Below are 21,648 nucleotides of genomic sequence, written 5' to 3'. Positions count from 1 at the left end.
ACGCCGCTTAGTCGGCGCGCGCCGCGTGAGCGGCCGGATTGACGAGCCCCGCCTGCGAGGCGACGCGCCACAGGCCGCGCTCGGTGGCCTGCTTGACCAGTTCCACCTGGGTGCAGCCGAATTGCGCGAGTGCGAGTCGATAACGCTCGCATAGCGCTTCATTGCCGATCAGGCGCAGGCTCTGTGCGGCGAGCGAGCTCTGCTGTTGCGTCAGCACGGCGTTGAGGCCGGCCAGTTCGTGGCCGATCAGCAGGCCCGACAAATAGTCGGGCTGCTCGTCGCGCGCGAGTTGTCCGGTGAGGCCGAGCGTGCGGGCGCTGAAAACGGTCGCGAGCATGCCCGCCTGGCCCTTTTCACGCGCGATGCTCACACCGTGCAGGAATGCTTCGGTATCCGGACGATCCGGCGTGACCATCGTGCGGCCGAGAATCGTATGCTCGCGCAGTGCCGCGAACACTTCGCCCGTCATGAAGGTATGAAAACGTTCGATGCGGCCTGCCTGCACGAGCGCCCATTTCGCGTGCGTGCCCGGCAAGCCGATCAGCGCGCGCTTGCCGTAGTCCGCGGCGTTCGCGTCTTCGCTGAGCGCGCCGAAAATCTGCGTTTCTTCGCCGCGCATCACGTTGGGCAGTTCGCCGCGTTGCAGGATGCCCGGCACGATGTGCAGCGTCGCGCCACATGCCGCCTGCACGCGAACGAGCCCGCTCACCAGCGCATCGGCGCTCGCCGGTGCGTCGACGTACGGCGCCTCCAGCCAGCCCTGCGCGCTGCCGACCATCCCCGCCGCGATCACCGGCACGCCGCGCGCCGCGTCGAGCCAGGCGCCGCACACATCCTCGAAAGCGGCGTCGAAGCCACCCTGTTCCGCGCTGCGCGGCAGATTCATGACGCCGGCCGGCGACGCGCGTGTCGCCAGCACCCGGCCCTCGGCGTCGTACAGATAGGCGCGCAACGAGGTCGTGCCCCAGTCGAGCGCAATCAGCGCGGCATTCGCGAGGCCGGCGTCGGCGACGACGCCCGCGGCCAGATGGTTGCCTGCCGGTGTGAGAGAACCCGCCTGTGTCATCGTTTGATCCTGCGGGTTGTCGGTTGCGGCGCGCGCCAACCGAGTTCTTCCGAGATCGCGCGCGCTTCGCGCTGCACGACCGGGATCAGTTCGTCCATGCGTTCGAGCGGCATGTACGGAATCGTGCTCGCCACCGACAATGCCGCCACCACCGCACCCGACGCATCACGCACCGGGGCCGCCACGCAGCGGATCGCCGCTTCGTTCTCTTCGAGGTCGAAGGTATAGCCGCCGGCTGCGTAATTGGTCATGCGCTGCATGAAGGTCGGTGCGTCGGGGCGGTTGTCCGGCTTGAACGTGACGCCGGCGAGCGCGCGGCGCGATGCCTCGAACAACGTCTGCCAGACGTCCGGCGTGAGGTCGAGCATCATCGCCTTGCCGATCCCCGTCGACGCCAGCGGCATCCGGTGCCCGACGCGCGAACGCATTTCGAGGCCACGGGTGCCGGGAATCTTGTCGATGTACAGCACGTCGTCGCCGTCGCGCACGCCGAGGTGAATCGTGTCGAGCGTCTGTTCCGCGAGCGATTCGAGGTGCGGGCGCGCAACCGCGGTGAGCGGCATCTGTTCGAGCGCGATGGTGCCGAGTTCGATCAGCTTCGGGCCGAGCAGATAGCCGCCTTGCACCTGACGCAGATAGCGCGCCTGCACGAGGCTGCTCACCAACCGGTGCGTGGTGCTGCGGGTCGTGCCGAGCGCGGCGCCGAAGGTGCGCAGATCGCGCACGCCGGCGGCGGCGGCTTCGAGAATCGCCAGACCGCGCAGCAGCGTCTGCGTGCCGGCCTGTTGCGGCGTGATGTCGAGCAGCGTGCTGGGCACGGCGATTCCGTTGGCGCCGGCCGGTTGAACGCTGGCGCGCGCCTTGGCGGCGGCGGCCGGGCGCGGCGCGGCGTTGTTCGCGTGATCGGCTTCGGACGCGCTTGCGGCGTGAGTAGGCATCGCTTTGTTCATGGCGATTGGCTTTGGATGGTGTGTGCGCTTACAGCGCGGGGCCGGAGGAGAAGCCTTGAATACGCGCGAAGTGGCGGGCGCAGGGGTGCTGCCTCGTGATGTCGGGCATGGTTTGGCCTTGTCTCCAGTTTTTTTGCTGTCGCTTTTGCGCGGCCGGATGGATGAGGCTTTCCGGCTCACGTTGCGTGTTGGGTTGGATTGTAGGACCGTTTTTGAGAAATCTCCAATATGTGAATGGTGAATTCAAATAATGGGATTCAGGGTGTTTTGATTCGGATTGGATCGTGGGAAGGCGGGGTTCCGGCCGCTCGGGGTAGCGGCGTGAAGCACGCCGGGGACGGTGGCAGAGCGCTCACCGGAGCGTCGGGCCCGTTTCGCCGCGCATGAAAAAAGCCCGCGCAAGGGCGGGCTTTTTCCCAGGCAGAACCGTCACCAAAGCTACATCGCAAACCGCTTCCCCACCTCGCTGCGACGATAAAGAATCAACGTCGCGGCCAGGCCGCACACGGCGGCGAAGCTCAGCCAGTAACCCGGCGCCGCCCGGTCGCCCGTCACCTGGATGAGGTAGGTCGACACCGCTGGCGTAAAGCCGCCGAAGATCGCGGTGGCGAGGCTGAACGCGAGCGAAAAACCAGCCACGCGCACGTTCTCCGGCATCACTTCGGTGAGCGCGGCAACCATCGCGCCGTTGTACATGCCGAAGAAGAACGAGAACCACAGCAGCACGATCAGCATGCGGCCGACACTCGGCGACGACGCCAGCCACCACAGCGCCGGATACGCGGTCAGGATCGCCAGCACGGTAATCGCGATCAGGATCGGCCGGCGGCCGATGCGATCCGACAGCGCGCCCCCGACCGGCAGCCAGATGAAATTGCCGATGCCCACGCACAGCGTCACGATCAGACTGTCAGCGGTCGAAAGCTTCAGCACGGTCTTGCCGAAGGTCGGTGTATAGACCGTGATCAGATAGAACGTCGTGGTGGTCATCGCGACCAGCAGCATGCCCGCGAACACGACCTTCCAGTTCTGCAACAGCGTGCCGAACACTTCGCGCGCGCTGGGACGATGCCGCTGCGCCTTGAACTGCTCTGTCTCTTCCAGCGAGCGGCGCAACGCGAAAAGCAGCGGCACGATCGCGCAGCCGATAAAGAACGGAATGCGCCAGCCCCACGCGCCGATCGTCTCGGCGCTCATCCAGTGATTGAGGCCGTAGCCGAGCGCCGCCGCGATCACGATCGCGACCTGCTGGCTCGCCGACTGCCAGCTCGTATAGAAACCCTTGTGGCCCGGCGTCGCGATCTCGGCGAGATAGACCGACACGCCGCCCAGTTCGGCGCCCGCGGAAAAGCCCTGCAACAGCCGCCCGAGCAGCACGAGGGCCGGCGCCAGCAGACCGATCGACGTGAAGCCCGGCACGCAGCCGATCAGTATCGTGCCGCTCGCCATGATCGACAGCGTCACGATCAAGCCCTTGCGGCGCCCCACCTGGTCGATGTACGCGCCGAGGAAAATCGCACCGAGCGGCCGCATCAGGAAACCCGCGCCGAACACGGCGAACGTGAGCATCAGCGACGCGAATTCGCTGCTCGTCGGGAAGAACACCTTCGAAATGTAAGGGGCGTAGAAGCCGAACAGAAAGAAGTCGAACTGTTCGAGAAAGTTGCCGCTAGTCACGCGCAGTACCGCGCCGACTTTCGACACGCGGACCGTGGCCGCGCTCGTCTCGATCGTGTTTGTGGGGTTCATCATCGGGGTCTCCGTTGTTCTGTCTTTGCGGTGCCGGCGACGCTTCACGCTTCAGGCTCAGTCGGCGCCGGCTTGCGGGCCGCTGCCGCGGCGTTTTTCGATCGCGGACTTGAGGAGCGCCGCGCTGCGATACATGCCGTGCGCGAACTTGCCGTACGGCAGCGTCGCGAACAGCGCCATCACCATGCCCAGGTGCGACGCGAGCAATGCGGGCATGGCGGATGTGTCACGGCCTATTAGAAGCGCGAGGCCGGTGGCGCTCGTCAGCAACAGCAACGCGATGAAACCGCGATCCATCGGTCGCTGCTTCGCGTCGCCGCGCGCGGGGTCGCGCCGCAGGTTGAGCCACAGCAGACCGGCCGGCCCGATCAGCAGACCGACGCCGCCCATCGAGCCCAGCACGACCGGCAAGCTCAGCATCGGATACGGCGCTTCCTCGCCCAGCACGTAGTGATACAGCGTCGCCACCACGGTCGCGGCGAAGCACAGCATGAAGCCGTAGAACGTGAAGTGATGAAAGCGCCGGCGTGCGAGCGTGAAGCGGTCGTCCGCTTCGTTGCAGCCGTCGCCGTGTCCGCCGTCGAGATAGGTAAGGCCGAGCACGTTGCGCGTCGCTTCGACGATCGCCGGCGCCGAGGCCGTGCCCGCCGACACGTCGCGCCAGAACCGCGTCACGCCGATACCCAGCGCGAGCGCCGCAAAGCCGAACACCGCGCCGAAGATCAGCGCGAGCAGGTTGTGCGGGAAGATCGCGTAGAAGCTCGACGCCTGTGCGCCCGGGCGGTAGTCGAGCAGCGAACCCGACAGCGCGGTGCCGAGTATCAGGAACAGCGCGAGCCCGGCGGCCAGTGCCAGCGAGACGGTCAAGCCATTGCGTTTGTACAGCGCGCCCATCACGGGCGGCCACGCGTACTCGGTATAGGTTTCGAGCCGCACTTTCGCCATCGCCTGCGGGACGTTCACCGCGAATTCGTGCGGCGGTGCGTACTGGCACGCGTGAAAGCACGCGCCGCAGTTGTGGCACAGGTTCGCCAGGTAATTCACGTCGGCCTTGCCGAATTCGAGGCGGCGAGTCATCGCCGGGAATACCGCACAAAAACCTTCGCAATAGCGGCACGCGTTGCATATCTGCATTTGCCGCGCGACTTCGGTTTCGTTATCGGTCAGCGGCACGATACGGATGACTCGCGACTGCGGATCACGCGCGACGGCGTGATCGGCGCGGTCAGGCGAGCCGGCCAATTGCTGCGCTTCACGCGTCAGCGCTTCAATTTTCTGCACTGAGAACTCCTGATGATTCGCGTGCGCTTCGAGCCGCGTGTCCCGCGCACTCCGCTTGCGCAGCCGCCTGTGCGGCCCGCGCCGCCCCGGTGCCGGCGATGCGCCCGAACGCCGTGCCGATCGACATGCCGACCCCGGCCGTATAGCCCTTGCCGAGCACATTGCCGGCCATCATCTCGCCCGCGACGAACAGGTTCTCGCTCGGCTCGCCGCCAAAATGCACCTGGGCCCGGTCGTTGACCTGGAGCCCCAGGTAAGTGAACGTGATGCCGGGCTTGAGCGCGTAGCCGTAGAACGGCGGCGTGTCGATCGGCCGGGCCCAGTGGGTCTTCGGTGGGTCGAGCTGTTCGGTGTGGCAGTCGTCGAGCGCGGTGTGATCGAACGTGCCGACGTGGCAGGCGTCGTTGTACGCGGTGATGGTCCGCACGAACGCCGCTTCCGGCAGACCGAGCTGGCGAGCCAGTCCGGCCAGCGTGTCGGATTTCTCACCGGGAAACACCGGCGGCATGAAACGGCCGATCGCCTTGGCGTCGATGATCGAATAGCCGGTCTGCCCTGGCTGCTGCGCGACGAGGCGTCCCCAGATCGCGTAACGCTTCGGCCAGAAGTCCTCGCCCTCGTCGTAGAACCGCTCGGCGTCACGATTGACGACCACGCCCAGCGACACGCAGTCGATCCGCGTGCAGATGCCGCCGTCGTAGAGCGGCGCGCGCGCGTCGATCGCGACACAATGGGATTGCGACGGATCGCCGATCGAATCCGCGCCCACGTCGATCATGTACTTGAGCAACACGCCCTTGTTGAAGCGCGTGCCGCGAATCAGGAAGTTATCCGCCGGCCATTCGCCGCGCTCATTCTGGCCCCACGCTTGTCTGAGCCATTCGCGATTGGATTCGAAGCCGCCCGCCGCAAGCACGCAGGCACGCGCCTCGAAACGACGGCTGCCACTGCGCGCCGCAACGAAGCGGCCATCATCGAGTTCGATCGTGTCGACCGGCGTGTCGTAGAGAACCCGCACGCCGAGCGCTTCGGCGCTGCGGTAGTAGGCGTTGACGAGCGCCTTGCCGCCGCCCATGAAAAACGCGTTGGTGCGCGCGACGTGCAGCGCGCCGGACAACGGCGGCTGAAAGCGCACACCGTGTTTGCGCATCCACGGACGGCAGGTTGCGGACGCGCGGATCACGAGACGCGCGAGGTGCTCGTTCGTGATGCCGCCCGTCACCTTCAGCAGATCGCGCCAGTATTCTTCTTCCGGATACGCTTCGACAAGCACGTCTTGCGGTGCATCGTGCATGCAGCGCAGATTGCGGGTATGTTGTGAGTTGCCGCCCCGCCACTCGCGCGGGGCCGATTCGAGAAGGAGGACCGATGCGCCCGCTTCGCGCGCCATCAGCGCGGCGCACAGCGCGGCATTGCCTCCCCCGATCACGAGTACATCGACCATCTAGCTTGCCTCCTGTCGACCGGCGTTGGTGCTGTGGCTGTCGGCCATACAGCGCGCTGACTCCGGTCCCATGCAACGTAATTGCTTCGAGGCGAACTGTAGTCAGCGGCGGCAAACGCCGCCATCAGCAAACGGGCTAGAGGTCTTCAGTTTTCGTGAAGGGACGGACTTGATCGAGTTATCTGAGCTTCGCGCCGGGCCAGCGGCCCTCTTTCACCAGCGTACGCGCGACGTCCGCGAGCACGACGCGCGCCGCCAGCGCAGCCGGGGACAATTCGTCGTCGGACACGCTGACCAGCAGGTTCGCCCTGAGCGCGTCGGTGTCCGCGATGCGGCTGCTTGCAAGCATCGCGTTCTCCGATCGCGCGAGCGCCGCGCCGGGCTGGATGGTCGCGCCCAATCCGCCGCGCACCGCGTCCATCAGGATCGCGAGGCCGTCCGCCTCGGCGGCGAGATGCGGCTCATACTTCGCGCGTTTGAACGCGGAGGTCAGCAAGGCTCGCAAGCCGTGCGAGCCGCTCGGCAGGATCAGCGGCAGATCGCCGAGCTTCGACAAACGCACTTCGCGTTGCGTCGGCATGCCGGCCAGATCACGCGCACCGATCACGAACAGCCGCTCATCGAGCAGTGGCATGACGCTCCAGCGTTGGGTGGGGGCTTCCTGAAACAGGATGGCGAGGTCGATGGTCCGCGCGCCGAGCATCGATGCGAGATAGCCGGACAGACTTTCGACCATGCGCAACCGGATGTCCGGATAGCGTTCGCGCATCGCGCGCATGAAGGGCAGACCGAGCACGCCAGCGGTGCTGGGCGCGAGTCCGACGCTGACGTGTCCTGAGAGCCGCGCCTCGCGTGCGGCGAGCGCCGCGTCGTCGATATGGCGCAGTGCCAGTTGAGCCTGCCGCCAGAACGCGAGCCCGGCGTCGGTCGGCACGACGCCGCTCGAGGTTCGCTGCAACAGCCGGGTCGACAGCTCGCTTTCGAGGCGCGCGATCTGCTGGCTCAACGCCGAAGTCACGACGCCCAGTTCGAGCGCCGCCTTGCCCATGCTGCCGTGTTCGATCACGCTGATGAAGTAACGCAGCTGCCGCAGTTCCATCGGAGTTTCCCGCGAGGCCATGCACACGCGGCCGCGCCGCACGTGCGAAAAACGTTTAGTCCGGCAATTCCGCCGCGCCCATGCGCCGCGCGATCACGCGTGCGCGCTGGGTCAGATAGGCGGAGCTGCGGTGTTCATCGAAGTACCTGGGCCGCGGCAGCATCACGGCGAGGCGTGCGGACTGTGCCGCGCTCAGCTTGGCCGCCGACGTCTTGTAGTAATACTGCGCCGCCGCTTCGGCGCCGTAGACCCCATTGCCCCACTCGACGGAGTTCAGATAGATCTCGAAGATCCGTTCCTTGTCCATCAAGGTTTCGAGCATCCAGGTAATGATCAGCTCCTGGCCCTTGCGGATATAGCTCTTCTCACGGGACAGAAACAGATTCCGCGCGAGTTGCTGGGTGATCGTCGAACCGCCGCGCACGATCTTGCCGCGCGCCTTGTTGCGCTCCCACGCCTGCAAAATCGCGTCGGTTTCATAGCCTTTGTTGTTGACGAAATTCGCGTCTTCGGAAGCGATGATCGCGCGCTTCAGATTGCGCGAGATCTGGTCGTACGGCATCCACGTATGCTGCACCGACAGATCCGGCCGATCCTGCGACAGGCGCCACGCGTCCGAGCGCATGAACGCGGTCGAGCGCGGGTTCACGTAATTCCAGACCGCGATCTGCGTGAAGTAGAACGCCTGCGTCGCGAGCCAGGCGATCACCAGCACGGCGCCCAGATAAACCACCCATCGCACCGGACTGGGCCGGCTTGCGCGCCGCGTTGCTGTCATGTGCGTTCCAGTCCTCGAATGGGTCAGTTCCGTCCGGCGATGCGCGGGTCTACGCGTGCGACGGCGCCGTCAGCAGCGCACGCAACTCGGCCAGCACCGGTGCGCCGTCGGGCCGCACGCCGCGCCACACGTGAAACGATTCGGCGGCCTGTTCGACCAGCATGCCGAGACCGTCGGCGCCGCGCGCGCCCAGCTTGCGCGCGTGCTCCATGAAGACCGTCGGATGCGCGCCGTACATCATGTCGTACGCGAGCGTGCCGTTGCCGAACGCGCGGTCGTCGCAGTCGGGCAACGACGCGTCGAGGCTGCCCGCCGTCGCGTTGACGATCACGTCGTACTGGCCCGCTTCGATCGCGCGCGCGCTGCCGCCCGTCAGGCGGCACGCGGCGTCGCGCGCGGCCTGCGCGAACTGATCGACCAGCGCTTCGGCCTTCGCCGCCGTGCGGTTGACGATGGTGAGCGTATGCGGTGCGCGCTCCAGCATCGGCAGCACTACGCCGCGCGCGGCGCCGCCTGCGCCGAGCAACAGGATGCGCGCGCCCTTCAGCGACACGCCGAGATTCACCTCGATGTCGCGCACGAGACCGAAGCCGTCGGTGTTGTCGCCGTAGATGCCGTTCGAGTCGAAGCGCAACGTGTTCACCGCGCCCGCCGCCGCCGCGCGCGGCGACAACGTCGTGGCGAACGCATAGGCGTCGAGCTTGAACGGCACGGTCACGTTCAGGCCGCGTCCGCCCACGTCGATGAAGGCGCGCACGTGCGGCACGAATGCATCGACCGGCGCGAGCAGCGCGCCGTATTCGACCGGCTCGCCGGTTTGCTCGGCGAATCGGCCATGAATGAACGGCGACTTGCTATGCCCGACCGGATTGCCGATGACCGCATAGCGCTCGCGTGTCTGATTGGCGCTCATCGTCCCGGCTCCGCGATATGTTGATCGGCGGCTGCGTCGCTTGCACTGTCGTCGTTGTTGTTGTCGGTATCGGCATCGGCTGCTGCGGCTTCGGCCTGCGCCTCGGCTTCGCCTTCGGCGCTGTCGTCGGCCGCGTCGATGATTTCGTCATCGCCTTCATCCGCCTCTTCCGCTTCGGTGCCGCTCGTCACGGTCGGTGCGTCGAGCACGTGCAACAGACGCACGGACGCTTCGACGGTCAGCTCGTCGATCGACATCACTTCCATCTGCAAACGCGTGCCGCGCGCGTGCACGCCGAGGCCCGGCACGTGCAGCAGCAACGGAATCTCTTCGAGGCGCACCAGATCGCCCTTCACCACCGACGCCACCACCTGCTTGCGGTTCTCCTGCTTCAGCCAGCGCAGGCACCAGAAGTACTCCATACGGCGCTGATGATCGGCATACGCAGTGTAGGTGTCGTCGAAGCCTTGCACGACGGCGAACAGATCGGCGTCCTTCGGCTTGAACGGCGCGGCGAGTTTCGCGGTCACGCCATGCTGCACGCAGGCGATCAGTTGCCACTGGTTCACCAGGTCGACGTAACGGCGCAGCGGCGACGTGCTCCACGCGTATTGCGTGACGCCGAGGCCTTCGTGCGGCGCGGCGTTGGTCTGCATGCGCGTGCGCTTCGGGCCGGTTGGCGCGCCGAACGCGCGCTGCGTGCGATAGATGCCCGGCACGCCGTGGTCGTGCAGGAACGCGCCCCACGACGAGTTCGCGAGAATCGCCAGCTCGGCGACGATCGTGTCGAGCGGCGAACCGCGCCGGCGCGGCGTGATCGTGATGTGCTCGCCTTCCACGTAGAAGTTGAAGTCCGTATTGCGCTGCACTTCGCGGCGCAGACCGTAGCCGGCGCGCGCGGTCTGGCGCTTTTCGAACAGCGCCTGCGCGAACGGCCACAGCACGGCGATGTCTTCCTTGTGCGGATAGTCGCCGGTGCCGGCGGCGAGCGCCTCTTCGTTGACGAGTTCGTCGAGCGTGTTGTGACGCAGGTTGTTCTTCACGAACACGCGCTCGGCGCGCGTTTCGCTCGCGACGATCTCCTGGGTTTCGCGATTGACGATCACATACAGCGACAGCGCCGGCCGCAAGCCGCCTTCAGCCAGCGTGAATGCTTCGACGACGCTGTCGGGCAGCATCGTGATCTTGTCGCCCGGCATGTAGACGGTCGACAAACGCGTGCGCGCGATCGCGTCGACTTCGTCGCCACGCTGGATGCCGAGCGCCGGCGCGGCGATGTGCACGCCGATCCGCACTCGGCCGTCGGCCAGATGCTCGACGGAAAACGCGTCGTCGATTTCGGTAGTGGTGATGTCGTCGATCGAGAACGCCTCGACGTTCGCTTCCGGCAAATCTTCCGGCAAGCCGCCGACGGCGACGGGCGGAAAGCCCGTGCCGTGCGGGAAGAACTCGGAGAGGAATTTCGCCTCGTGCAGCGCGCGCGCCGACGGGATCGCGCCGCATTCGAGCATCAGGCGCGCCTGCGAAATGCCGCGCGCGGCCGCCGCGCCTTCGAGCGCCTTGTATTCGATCGTGTTCTTGTCCGGCTTGGTCAGCAACGCGAGCGCGGTCTTGCCGGTGAAGGCTTCCGGCAGACGGCCGGCCTTCAACTCTTCCTCGTAGCCCTGTTGCACCAGCGCCTGCTGACGCTTGCGCTCGAGACCGGCCAGCGCCATCTTCAGTTGTTCCTGCGGCGCGCGCTGATACATGCCGCGGCCCTTGCGGCGGAAGTACACCGGCGCGCCGTGCATGCGCAGCACCAGCGCCGCGCGCTCGATCGAACCGAAGCGCTCGCCGAAGTACTCGGCGCCGAGCGTGGCAAACGGGAATTCGTCGTCAGGCGCGCATTCCCACAGAAAGTCCAGGTCGATGTCCTGCGCGGCGGCGTCGGCCTGCTGCATCAGTTCGGCCGCGCTCGGCTTGTCGAATTCGATCAGCACGTCTTTGGCGCGCACCTTCGCGCGCCGCCCGCCCGGCAACTCGACCTGAAACGCGTCACCTTGGCGCGACAGCACGCTGCCAGCCTTGAAACTGCCCGATTCCTCGAAGAAAACGTTCACTCAATACTCTCGTTCTGACTTGCATCTGCCGGCGCGCCCGATTTCGTTCAGCGATCGGTCACTACATGCGCGGCACGGCAACGTGTTCGTGGTAGTGGATCCGCGGCGCCTTACGTACGGATACGCGCGCCAGCGGCTTGAATCTGATTCCAATCTGGTGACAGGCAGCGGCTTCGCTGCGGGTCAGATGCATCGGGTGACCGACGGCGGCTTCGCCGCCAGGTCGTGCGCCTGAGCCTCTGCTCAGGACGTCGCTTCGGGCCGCCGCGTCGGCGCACAACATCAGGACGCTTCGGGCCGCGATTGCTTCATGCCGCTTCGCGCGGCGCCGGCGGCTCGACGTCTTCGGCGTCGCAAAAAGCCAGCACGTCGTCGACGTAGTGCGCGAACTCGCTGATCGCGTGGTCACTTCCTTCGATCAGCGTAGTGCGTGCGCCGGGATAGTGCGCAAGCATTTCGCGGTAGTCGAGCACTTCGTCGCCGGTGGCGGCCATCAGATAATAGCGTTCGGGCCGCGTGATCGACGCGACGCCGAGCGCGCGCAGCTCATCGAGATGATGCGGTTCGACGACGATACTGCCGCCGCCGTGCCACAACGGCTGCTCGCCGAGATAGGCGCTCAGGTCGCGCTGCGGCACGACCGCCGGGTTCAGCAGCACAGCCGGCCAGCCGTGCTTCTCCGCCAGATGCGTCGCGAAATAGCCGCCGAGCGAGCTGCCGATCACCGTCACGTTCTTCGGTTTTGCGGCATTCACCAACGATTCGGCGAGCCCGACCGTGTCGAATGGTGAAACGGGCAGCATCGGGCAGCACCATTCGTCGGCACGGCCCAGTTCGGCCAGGCGCGCCGCCAGCACACGCGCCTTGAACGAATTGGGCGACGAGCGGAACCCGTGCAGATAGAGAATCACGAGTTGCCTCGCGCGGAAAGAGCGTCGAGCAGCTTCTGATGCACGCCGCCAAAGCCGCCGTTGCTCATCACCAGAATCTGGTCGCCGGGGCGCGCGGCGTGAACCACCGCTTTGACCAGCGCGTCCAGATTGTCGAAGGCCTGCGCCTTGCCGCCGAGCGGCGCGAGCGCCTCGCCGAGATTCCAGCCGAGCGCGTCGCGGCCGTTCGGCGCGCCGTAGCCGAACACGAGGTCGGCGTCGGCGAGACTGGCGGGCAGTTGCGCTTTCATCACGCCCAGCTTCATCGTGTTCGAGCGCGGCTCCAGCACGGCGAGAATCCGCGTGTTGTCGCGGCCGACGCGCGCGCGCAGCCCGGCCACGGTCGTGTCGATCGCGGTGGGATGATGCGCGAAGTCGTCGTAGACGGTCACGCCGTCGACGCTGCCGCGCACTTCCATGCGCCGCTTCACGTTGCGAAAGCTCGCAAGCGACTTCGCGGCCTGGGCCGGCGGCACACCGACGCTACGCGCGGCGGCGATCGCGGCCAGCGCGTTCATGCGATTGTGCTCGCCCTGCACCTGCCACTCGACCACGCCGACGCGCTCGCTGTTGTGATACACGGCGAAGCGTTCGTCGACCGGCACGCCGTCTTCGGCAGGCAAGGTTTCCCAGCCGCCCTGCACGCCGAAGCGCTCGACGTCGCTCCAGCAGCCGCGCGTCAGCACCCGTTCGAGCGCGTCTTCACGGCCGTTCGTCACCACCCGGCCGATGCCCGGCACCGTACGGATCAGATGATGGAACTGCGTTTCGATCGCGGCGAGATCGGGGAAGATGTCAGCATGATCGAATTCGAGATTGTTCAGGACCGCCGTCTTGGGCCGGTAGTGGACGAACTTCGAGCGCTTGTCGAAGAACGCAGTGTCGTATTCGTCGGCTTCGATCACGAAGAAGCTCGAATCCGTGAGCCGCGCGGACACGCCGAAGTTCAACGGCACGCCGCCGATCAGGAAACCCGGATTGAGGCCGGCGTCTTCGAGCAGCCAGGTGAGCATCGAACTGGTGGTGGTCTTGCCGTGCGTGCCGGCCACCGCCAGCACCCACTTGCCGTTCAGCACATGCTCGCCGAGCCACTGCGGGCCGGAGACGTACGGCAGGCCACGGTCGAGGATCGCTTCCATCAGCGGGTTGCCGCGCGAAACCACGTTGCCGATCACGAACAGGTCCGCGTTCAGGGCGTTCAACTGGTCCGCGTCGTAACCCTCGATCAGACGGATGCCTTGCGCCTCGAGCTGCGTGCTCATCGGCGGATAGACGCCGGCGTCGCAACCCGTCACGGTGTGGCCCGCGCCGCGCGCGAGCACCGCGAGACCGCCCATGAACGTGCCGCAGATGCCGAGGATGTGGATGTGCATAAGCCTGTCGTGCCGCGCGGGCGTTTTTTGCGAGGGATGGGAGTGCTGCAAAGCGGCCGGAACGACCGTCTGCAAAGGACGCTATTGTAACCGACAGCATTCGCGCGCCCCATGATGCTCCCGCTCCGCCTCGCCGGCCGCGCGGCGCGCCCCGCCCCAAAAGGCCGTCGTCAATCTCTAGTATGATTGACGGATGGTCCGCAAATCACATTTCGATCCGCAGCGCGTGCGCGAGGAAATCGCCATCGCGGCTGCACGCATGATCGCCGAAGACGGTCTGGACTACGCCACGGCCAAGCGCAAGGCAGCGCGGCAAGTCGTCGGCGAGACTCGCGTTGCCGGCGAATGGCTGCCGGATAACGACCAGATCGAAGAAGAAATCCGTGAATATCAGTCGCTCTTTCAGGGCGACAGCCAGCCAGCGCTGCTGCGGCGGCTGCGCCATATCGCGCTGGACTGGATGGAACGGCTCGCGCCGTTCAACCCGTACCTCACCGGCGCGGTGCTCGGCGGCACGGCTGGCGAACACTCGGATGTACATCTGCAGGCGTTCTGCGACAACCCGAAGGAAGTCGCGATCTACTTTCTGAACGCCAACATTCAGTACGACGTGTCGGAAACGCGGCACTTCGCCGGCCGCGGCTACGTCGAGACGCTGAGCTTCCTGTGGCGCCCCACGAACGAAGGGCGCGACGCGGAACCGGTCGGCATCCACGTCGCGCTGTATGAGACGGACGACCTGCGCGGCGCAGTCAAGGCCGATGCGCGCGGCCGCACGGCGCGGGCGAATCTGCAGGCGGTCCAGGCGCTGCTCGACAACAGCGAAGCCACCCCTTCCACTAATTAGACAGTCCAGGCATGAACACGAGACGGATTCTGGCGGGCGCACTGGTCGCCATCGTTGCCGCGGGCGGCGGCGTGCTGGCCAATCACTGGCTCAACGACGGCTCCGCGGTCGCGCACGCGGCGCAGGCCGGCTCGCCGCGCAGCGCGGTCGATCAGCTGTGGGCCGCGCCGGTCACCAGCGTGGACGGCAAACCGCAGTCGCTAAGTTTGCATAAAGGACACCCCATCGTCGTCAACTTCTGGGCGTCGTGGTGCGGCCCGTGCGTCGAGGAAATGCCGGCGCTGTCCCAACTTCAGCGCGAATATGCGAAGAAAGGCATCCAGTTCGTCGGACTTGGCGTCGATTCGGAGAAAAACATCCAGGCTTTCCTGCAGAAGGTCAAGGTGGCCTACCCGGTCTACGTGACCGGCTTTGGCGGCGCCGACCTTGCCCGCGCGTTCGGCAACAACGCGGGCGGGCTGCCGTTCACCGTCGTGATCGACGCGAAGGGCAACGTCCGCTCGACAAAATTAGGGCAGATCGACCCGGCCGCGCTCCGGCAGACGCTCGACGCACTTTAAATTTCGCATTCTTTTGCTGGCCCATTCCATGCGGAACGCACAGAAATACGCGCAAATCGCACGAATTTGAGAGAAGATGGGCGCCCGGTGCGGCGGCGGATCGACGCAAGCGTCGCTCCGTACGTCTGGGAAACTAGACAAGTTTCTCTAATCAGCGCTAAAGTGCGCCCAATTCCACGGAAAAAGAAGCGACCATGACGCGACTGCTGGTACTGCACGGACCCAACCTCAACCTTCTCGGCACCCGGGAACCCGAGGTCTACGGTCGCGTGACCTTGCCGCAGATCGATCAGGCCCTCGCGGACCGCGCCGCGGACGCGGACGCGGGCGTCGAGCTCGCGTCGTTCCAGAGCAATCACGAAGGCGCACTGGTCGATCGCATCCAATCCGCGCGGACTGAAAACACCGATTTCATACTGATCAATCCCGCCGCGTACACGCATACCAGCGTGGCCATTCGGGACGCACTGGCGGGGGTCGGCATCCCGTTCGTCGAGATTCATCTATCGAACGTGCATCGTCGCGAACCGTTCCGGCATCACTCGTATTTCTCCGACCAGGCCGAAGGCGTGATTTGCGGCCTCGGCTGGAAGGGATATCTGTACGCGCTCGAATTCGCGCTTGACCGGCTCGCCGCCGGCTCGTCGCGCGGCTGAATCCAACACGACTAATTTGAGCCGGCTACTGCACGATTGCAAATGCCGGCACTTTACGCATTGAAAGGGGCCTCCTGATGGATCTACGTAAACTGAAAACTCTGATCGACCTCGTCTCGGAGTCCGGTATTTCCGAACTCGAAGTGACCGAGGGCGAAGGCAAGGTGCGCATCGTCAAGAATGCGCCGCCGGTTTACGTGCAACCGTCCGCCTCGTACGCGCCGCAATACGCGCAACCGCCGCAAGTCCCGGGCGCGGAAGCGACTGCCGCCGCAGCCGCTCCGGCAACGCCGGCAGTCGCCGCGCCGCAAGGCCACGTGGTGACCTCGCCGATGGTCGGGACGTTCTACCGCGCGCCGTCGCCGGGCGCCGACCCGTTCGTCCAGGTAGGCGACACGGTCAAGGAAGGCCAGACGATCTGCATCATCGAAGCGATGAAGCTGCTCAACGAAATCGAGTCGGACAAGTCCGGCGTGGTGAAGGAAATCCTCGTCGAAAACGGCCAGGCGGTCGAGTACGGCCAACCGCTGTTCGTGGTCGGCTAACGCGGCACGCATTGTTCGCCGCCCGCGCGCCCGCTGTTCAAAAGGCGCGCGACCGATCCTCTGAGGCGGCCGGTGTTGCAACCAACCCGGCGCCCATTGATGAGTCGAAAACCCGCTATGTTTGAAAAAATCCTCATTGCCAATCGTGGCGAGATCGCGCTTCGTATCCAGCGCGCCTGCCGCGAACTCGGCGTCAAGACGGTCGTCGTCTATTCGGAAGCCGACAAGGAAGCCAAGTACGTGAAGCTCGCCGACGAGGCGGTCTGCATCGGCCCGGCGCCTTCGAATCTGAGCTATCTGAACATGCCCGCGCTGATCAGCGCCGCCGAAGTGACCGACGCCGAAGCGATCCACCCCGGCTACGGCTTCCTGTCGGAGAACGCCGACTTCGCCGAGCGCGTCGAGCAGTCCGGCTTCACCTTCATCGGCCCGCGCCCGGAAACGATCCGGATGATGGGCGACAAGGTCACGGCCAAGCAGACCATGATCAAGACCGGCGTGCCTTGCGTGCCGGGTTCGGAAGGCGCGTTGCCGGAAGATCCGAAAGAGATCGTGAAGATTGCCCGCCAGGTCGGCTACCCGGTCATCATCAAGGCCGCCGGCGGCGGCGGCGGCCGCGGCATGCGCGTGGTGCACACGGAAGCGGCGCTGGTCAACGCGGTCAACATGACCCGCGAAGAAGCCGGTCGCGCGTTCGGCAACCCGCAGGTCTACATGGAGAAATTCCTGGAGAACCCGCGGCACATCGAAATCCAGGTGCTGTCCGACTCGTTCAAGAACGCGGTCTGGCTCGGCGAGCGTGACTGCTCGATGCAGCGCCGACACCAGAAGGTGATCGAGGAAGCGCCGGCGCCGGGTATCGCGCGCCGTCTGATCGACCGCATCGGCGATCGTTGCGCCGACGCCTGCAAGAAGATGGGCTATCTGGGCGCGGGCACGTTCGAGTTCCTGTACGAAAACGGCGAGTTCTATTTCATCGAGATGAACACGCGCGTGCAGGTCGAGCATCCGGTGACCGAGCTGATCACGGGCGTCGACATCGTGCAGGAACAGATCCGCATCGCGGCCGGCGAGAAGCTCGCGTTCCGTCAGCGCGACATCGTGTTCAAGGGTCATGCGATCGAATGCCGGATCAACGCAGAAGATCCGTTCAAGTTCATTCCTTCGCCGGGTCGTTTGACCTCGTGGCACATGCCGGGCGGCCCCGGCATCCGCGTCGATTCGCACGCGTACAACGGCTATTTCGTCCCGCCGAACTATGATTCGATGATCGGCAAGCTGATCGCTTACGGCGCGACGCGCGAGCAGGCGATCAAGCGCATGCGCATCGCGCTGTCGGAGATGGTGGTCGAAGGTATTCAGACCAACATCCCGTTGCACCGCGAGCTGATGCTGGACGCGAAGTTCGTCGAAGGCGGCACCAGCATTCACTACCTCGAAAACCGGTTGGCCGCGAAGCTGCAGGCCGCGCCGGAAGAAGCGTAAGTCATGAGCTACCGGGAACTGATCGCCGAGCTGGCACGCGAGCACGCGGAGGAATTTTCCGACGCACTGCTCGAGTTGGGCGCGTTGTCCGTATCGGTCGAAGACGCGGACGCCGACACGCCCGACGAACAGCCGCTGTTCGGCGAGCCCGGTCTCACGCCGGATCGCACGGCCTGGCAGCGTTCGCGCGTGATCGCGCTGCTCGCGCCGGAACACGAGCCGGCGGTGCTGCTGACCGCCGCGGCCAACGAGATCGGGCTGGACGCCGCGCCGTCGTTCACCGTGCGGGAAGTCGAAGAGCAGGACTGGGTGCGGCTCACGCAGTCGCAGTTCGATCCGATTCCGATCGGCGAACGCATCTGGGTCGTGCCGTCGTGGCACGATGCGCCTGACCCCGAAGCACTCGTGCTGGAACTGGACCCGGGCCTCGCGTTCGGCACGGGCAGCCATCCGACCACTCGTCTGTGCATGGAGTGGCTCGAGCAATCGGTCAAGCCAGAGCAGTCCGTGCTCGATTACGGCTGCGGCTCCGGCATTCTCGCGATCCTCGCGAAGAAGTGCGGCGCGAATCCGGTGTTCGGCATCGACATCGACCCGCAAGCGGTCGAGTCGGCGCGTCACAACAGCGAACGCAACCGGGCCGAAGTCACCTACGGTTTGCCTGACGAATGCCCCACCGGTGAGTTCGATATCGTGGTCGCCAACATCCTGTCCAACCCGCTCAAGCTGATGGCGTCGATGCTCTCGTCGAAGGTCAAGCCGGGCGGCCGGATCGCGTTGTCCGGGATTCTGGCGCGGCAGGCCGATGAAGTCGCGCAGGTCTACGCGCGCTGGATCGACATCGGCGTATGGCGCGAACACGAAGGTTGGGTATGTCTCACGGGAACGCGCCGCGAAAGCCATTAGAATAAGGCGTATTGTCCAACCATCGGCCTTCTGGCTTAACGGCTCAATATGCTCCTGGCGACGCGTTGCCCCTTCTGCGAAACCGTCTTCCGTCTGCAACCGGCGCAGCTCGCGCAGCGCCGCGGCCTCGTGCGCTGCGGGCATTGCCACGAAGTATTCGACGCGTCGAGCAGCCTGTTCGACGTTACCGGGGGCGGTGACTTCTCCACCGCCAAACCGGTCGCCGCTGCGGCGGCAATCGAGGCGCTGTCGGGCGTGCGTCAGCAAGGCCCCGACTTCAGCGCCGAAGCGTGGGACCCGTCGGCGCCCGCGCCCGACGCCTCCATCGACAACCGTCTGCTGCACAACGCCCGCAATGTGCCGCTCGCGCCCGTCTCGACCGACGCGGGCGCCACCCTCACACCCCGGCCCGTCGAACCCGAACTGCCGCCCGACGTCTTCAGCAAGCCCCTGCCCCCCGACGACGAACCCGTGCTGGCCGACGCGCCGCTCGACCCCTACGCGTACCAGGCCAACGACGAGCCGCCCGTGGAAGAAGCGCCGCGGGTCTGGCACAAGACCGAACGTACGTCCGAACCGGCTCCGGGTGAAGCGGCGAGCTTGCATGGCATCGCCGACAATGAACCGCATTTCGGCACCTCGGGCTTAGGCGCCGCCGCGGATCTGGGCGCGGCCGGTTTCGGCGCGGCCACGGCGGCGGGTGCGGGCGGGTCAGGCACGGGCGGTCCCGGTGGTCCCGGCATCGGGGGTCCGGCTCCGGCCGCTTCCGGCGGCGAACCCTTTTCCGTCAACCCCGTGAACGACGGCAGCGATCCCTTCCCGGTCGTGCGCGAAACCCGTCCCGCCGACGCGCGGCGCATGGGCCGGGCGATTGCCGCATCGATCTTGGGGCTGATACTGGTTTTCGTGCTGCTCGCGCAACTCGCATGGTGGCAGCGCGAAACCGTGCAGGTGTATCTGCCGCGCACACAGACGCTGTACGTGAAAGTTTGCTCGTATCTCGGCTGCCAGCTGACGCCGCCGCACGACATCGATGGTTTGCAGGTCGAACCATCCGATCTGCGGCAGATCGACGGCCCGCACAAGCTCGAACTGAAGATGCCGCTGCACAACCGCTACGGCATCGCGCTCGCCTATCCCGCCATCGAACTCACACTGCTCGACGACCAGAATAACGTGGCCGTGCGGCGCGTGCTGTGGCCGCAAGACTATGTACCGCCCGGCACGCCGATCGCTGCGGGCCTGCCGGCGCACACGACGCAAACCATGATCGTGCATCTCGACACGGGCACGGCGGTCGCCTCCAATTTCCGCGTACAGATCTTCTATCCGTAACGCACCCTCGCGCGCCCGGCCACGACCGGGCGCTTTCACCGTCATTACTGACGAATTTTCGGAGCACAACAACATGAGTCAAGTCACGCTGGGTGGCAACCCGATCGAAGTAGCCGGCACGTTCCCGTCGGTGGGCCAGAGCGCAGCCGCTTTCTCGCTGGTCGGCAAGGATCTGAAGCCGCTGTCGCTCGCCGATTTCGCGGGCAAGCGCAAGGTGCTGAACATCGTTCCGAGCCTCGACACGCCGACCTGCGCCACCTCGACCCGCAAGTTCAACGAAGCCGCCGCGAAGCTGACCAACACGGCCGTGATCGTCGTGTCGGGTGATCTGCCGTTCGCCGCGTCGCGCTTCTGCACGACCGAAGGTATCGAGAACGTCGTCACGGCCTCCACGTTCCGCGGCCATGAATTCGCGCAAGCGTATGGTGTCGACGTGACGAGCGGCCCGCTGACGGGCCTGACGGCGCGCGCCGTGGTGGTGATCGACGAGAACGACAAGGTCGTGCACGCCGAGCTGGTCGGCGAAATCAAGAACGAGCCGAACTACGACGCAGCACTCGCCGCGCTGAAGTAAAAACCTTCGCGCACGAGCCCGGCGCCGCGCCTCGTGCGCGGCGTTGTCGCATCGCCGCGCGCCCTCTCACAATCGCATTTTTACAGGAACGCTCGCCTTGGCTACGCTCATCTGCGGCTCGCTCGCCTACGACAACATCATGACTTTCGAAGGGCGCTTCCGGGAGCACATCCTGCCGGAGCAGGTCCACATCCTGAACGTGAGCTTTCTCGTGCCGACCATGCGCCGCGAGTTCGGCGGCTGCGCGGGCAACATCGGTTACGCGCTGCATCTGCTCGGCGGCGACGCGCGCATCATGGGCACGCTCGGCGCAGTAGACGCGCAGCGTTACGTCGAGCGCTTCGAGCAGCTCGGGCTGTCGACTGAAAGCGTGCTCGTCGTGCCGGACACCTACACGGCCCAGGCGATGATCACCACCGACCTGGAAAACAATCAGATCACCGCGTTCCATCCGGGCGCGATGATGCAGTCGCATCTGAACCGCGCTGACGAAGCGAAAGGCATCACGCTCGGCATCGTGGGACCGGACGGCTACGACGGCATGATCCAGCATTCGGAACATCTGGCGGCCGCCGGCGTGCCGTTCATCTTCGATCCGGGCCAAGGTCTGCCGCTCTTCGACGGCGCTACGCTGCGGCGCATGATTGAACTTGCCACGTACGTAGCTGTCAACGATTACGAAGCCAAGCTGGTGAGCAACAAGACCGGCTGGTCGATCGAAGAGATCGCCGGCAAGGTCGAAGCGTTGATCGTCACGCTCGGCGAACAGGGTGCACAGATCCATCATGCCGGCGGTATCGAAAGCATTCCGGCAGTCGAGGCGAAGCAGGTGCTCGATCCCACCGGCTGTGGCGATGCTTTCCGCGGCGGCTTGCTGTACGGTATCGAGAACAAGCTTGGCTGGGCCACCACGGGACGCCTCGCGAGTCTGATGGGTGCCTTGAAAATCGAGCAGCAAGGCCCGCAAAACTATGCGCCCACCCGGGCGGAGATCAACGAACGGTTCGCGCAGGCATTCGGTTACAGCCTGCCTTGATACCGAGAGCTATGGGAGTTAGG

Annotated in this window: 20 protein-coding genes; 9 read left to right on the top strand and 11 right to left on the bottom strand. The window is 65.6% G+C overall.

Translation table 11 applies throughout. The features are described from left to right. Positions 1–7: 7 nt before the first annotated feature. The 11 genes from ACZ9H4_RS11265 to mpl all read right to left on the bottom strand — a co-directional run bounded on the left by ACZ9H4_RS11265 (position 8) and on the right by mpl (position 13,681). Positions 8–1,066, bottom strand: coding sequence for a 2-dehydro-3-deoxygalactonokinase (locus ACZ9H4_RS11265; RefSeq protein WP_476119064.1), 1,059 nt, complete (start codon positions 1,064–1,066; stop codon positions 8–10). Next, positions 1,063–2,016 (bottom strand): IclR family transcriptional regulator, encoded by a 954-nt coding sequence (locus ACZ9H4_RS11260; protein ID WP_408149758.1) that lies wholly within the window; start codon positions 2,014–2,016, stop codon positions 1,063–1,065. Before ACZ9H4_RS11260 ends, ACZ9H4_RS11265 begins: the two co-directional genes overlap by 4 nt. Before the next feature lie 438 nt (positions 2,017–2,454). Then, entirely contained in the window at positions 2,455–3,765 is a 1,311-nt protein-coding gene (gene tcuC, locus ACZ9H4_RS11255) for a tricarballylate/proton symporter TcuC (protein WP_476119290.1), read from the bottom strand. 57 nt (positions 3,766–3,822) lie between these two features. Further along, positions 3,823–5,046, bottom strand: coding sequence for a tricarballylate utilization 4Fe-4S protein TcuB (tcuB, locus tag ACZ9H4_RS11250; RefSeq protein ID WP_476119062.1), 1,224 nt, complete (start codon positions 5,044–5,046; stop codon positions 3,823–3,825). Beyond that, positions 5,033–6,490, bottom strand: coding sequence for an FAD-dependent tricarballylate dehydrogenase TcuA (gene tcuA, locus ACZ9H4_RS11245; RefSeq protein ID WP_408156823.1), 1,458 nt, complete (start codon positions 6,488–6,490; stop codon positions 5,033–5,035). The genes tcuB and tcuA overlap by 14 nt, the downstream gene beginning before the upstream one ends. A 178-nt stretch (positions 6,491–6,668) precedes the next feature. Further along, the gene (locus tag ACZ9H4_RS11240) at positions 6,669–7,589 is read right to left on the bottom strand and encodes a LysR family transcriptional regulator (RefSeq protein WP_408149765.1); all 921 of its coding nucleotides are present in this window, start codon (positions 7,587–7,589) and stop codon (positions 6,669–6,671) included. Between the two features lie 55 nt (positions 7,590–7,644). Next, positions 7,645–8,367 carry a monofunctional biosynthetic peptidoglycan transglycosylase gene (gene mtgA / locus ACZ9H4_RS11235; protein WP_408149767.1) on the bottom strand — a complete coding sequence of 241 codons (723 nt, stop codon included), beginning with the start codon at positions 8,365–8,367 and terminating at the stop codon, positions 7,645–7,647. Between the two features lie 49 nt (positions 8,368–8,416). Continuing rightward, complete coding sequence (gene aroE, locus ACZ9H4_RS11230; RefSeq protein WP_408156821.1) at positions 8,417–9,280, bottom strand: shikimate dehydrogenase; 864 nt, start codon at positions 9,278–9,280, stop codon at positions 8,417–8,419. Further along, complete coding sequence (locus tag ACZ9H4_RS11225; RefSeq protein WP_408149771.1) at positions 9,277–11,379, bottom strand: ribonuclease catalytic domain-containing protein; 2,103 nt, start codon at positions 11,377–11,379, stop codon at positions 9,277–9,279. Before ACZ9H4_RS11225 ends, aroE begins: the two co-directional genes overlap by 4 nt. A 308-nt stretch (positions 11,380–11,687) precedes the next feature. After that, a complete protein-coding gene (locus ACZ9H4_RS11220) occupies positions 11,688–12,290 on the bottom strand; it encodes a YqiA/YcfP family alpha/beta fold hydrolase (protein WP_408328386.1) in 603 nt (200 codons plus the stop codon). Then, entirely contained in the window at positions 12,287–13,681 is a 1,395-nt protein-coding gene (gene mpl / locus ACZ9H4_RS11215; protein ID WP_476119060.1) for a UDP-N-acetylmuramate:L-alanyl-gamma-D-glutamyl-meso-diaminopimelate ligase, read from the bottom strand. Before mpl ends, ACZ9H4_RS11220 begins: the two co-directional genes overlap by 4 nt. Before the next feature lie 193 nt (positions 13,682–13,874). Here mpl and ACZ9H4_RS11210 point away from each other — a divergent pair, with 193 nt between their 5' ends. The 9 genes from ACZ9H4_RS11210 to ACZ9H4_RS11170 all read left to right on the top strand — a co-directional run bounded on the left by ACZ9H4_RS11210 (position 13,875) and on the right by ACZ9H4_RS11170 (position 21,625). Next, positions 13,875–14,528, top strand: a complete 654-nt coding sequence (locus ACZ9H4_RS11210) for a UDP-N-acetylmuramate--alanine ligase (protein WP_408149777.1) — start codon at positions 13,875–13,877, stop codon at positions 14,526–14,528. An 11-nt stretch (positions 14,529–14,539) separates the two neighbouring features. Continuing rightward, the gene (locus tag ACZ9H4_RS11205; RefSeq protein WP_476119057.1) at positions 14,540–15,088 is read left to right on the top strand and encodes a TlpA family protein disulfide reductase; all 549 of its coding nucleotides are present in this window, start codon (positions 14,540–14,542) and stop codon (positions 15,086–15,088) included. Positions 15,089–15,282: 194 nt separating this feature from the next. After that, positions 15,283–15,744: a type II 3-dehydroquinate dehydratase gene (gene aroQ, locus ACZ9H4_RS11200; protein WP_476119056.1), complete on the top strand. Its 462-nt coding sequence runs from the start codon at positions 15,283–15,285 to the stop codon at positions 15,742–15,744. A gap of 77 nt (positions 15,745–15,821) precedes the next feature. Beyond that, entirely contained in the window at positions 15,822–16,289 is a 468-nt protein-coding gene (accB, locus tag ACZ9H4_RS11195) for an acetyl-CoA carboxylase biotin carboxyl carrier protein (protein ID WP_408149782.1), read from the top strand. A gap of 117 nt (positions 16,290–16,406) precedes the next feature. Further along, positions 16,407–17,774, top strand: coding sequence for an acetyl-CoA carboxylase biotin carboxylase subunit (accC, locus tag ACZ9H4_RS11190; RefSeq protein ID WP_020071265.1), 1,368 nt, complete (start codon positions 16,407–16,409; stop codon positions 17,772–17,774). A gap of 3 nt (positions 17,775–17,777) precedes the next feature. Next, positions 17,778–18,680 (top strand): 50S ribosomal protein L11 methyltransferase, encoded by a 903-nt coding sequence (prmA, locus tag ACZ9H4_RS11185; protein ID WP_408156813.1) that lies wholly within the window; start codon positions 17,778–17,780, stop codon positions 18,678–18,680. A 48-nt stretch (positions 18,681–18,728) separates the two neighbouring features. Beyond that, positions 18,729–20,015, top strand: a complete 1,287-nt coding sequence (locus ACZ9H4_RS11180) for a zinc-ribbon and DUF3426 domain-containing protein (protein ID WP_408328389.1) — start codon at positions 18,729–18,731, stop codon at positions 20,013–20,015. 73 nt (positions 20,016–20,088) lie between these two features. Then, positions 20,089–20,589, top strand: coding sequence for a thiol peroxidase (gene tpx, locus ACZ9H4_RS11175; RefSeq protein ID WP_408156809.1), 501 nt, complete (start codon positions 20,089–20,091; stop codon positions 20,587–20,589). 97 nt (positions 20,590–20,686) lie between these two features. Continuing rightward, complete coding sequence (locus tag ACZ9H4_RS11170) at positions 20,687–21,625, top strand: carbohydrate kinase family protein (RefSeq protein ID WP_476119055.1); 939 nt, start codon at positions 20,687–20,689, stop codon at positions 21,623–21,625. The last annotated feature ends 23 nt before the right edge of the window (positions 21,626–21,648 follow it).

The sequence above is a fragment of the Paraburkholderia sp. TE9906 genome, from assembly GCF_056279605.1.
This window is presented reverse-complemented; position numbering and strand designations above follow the sequence as displayed.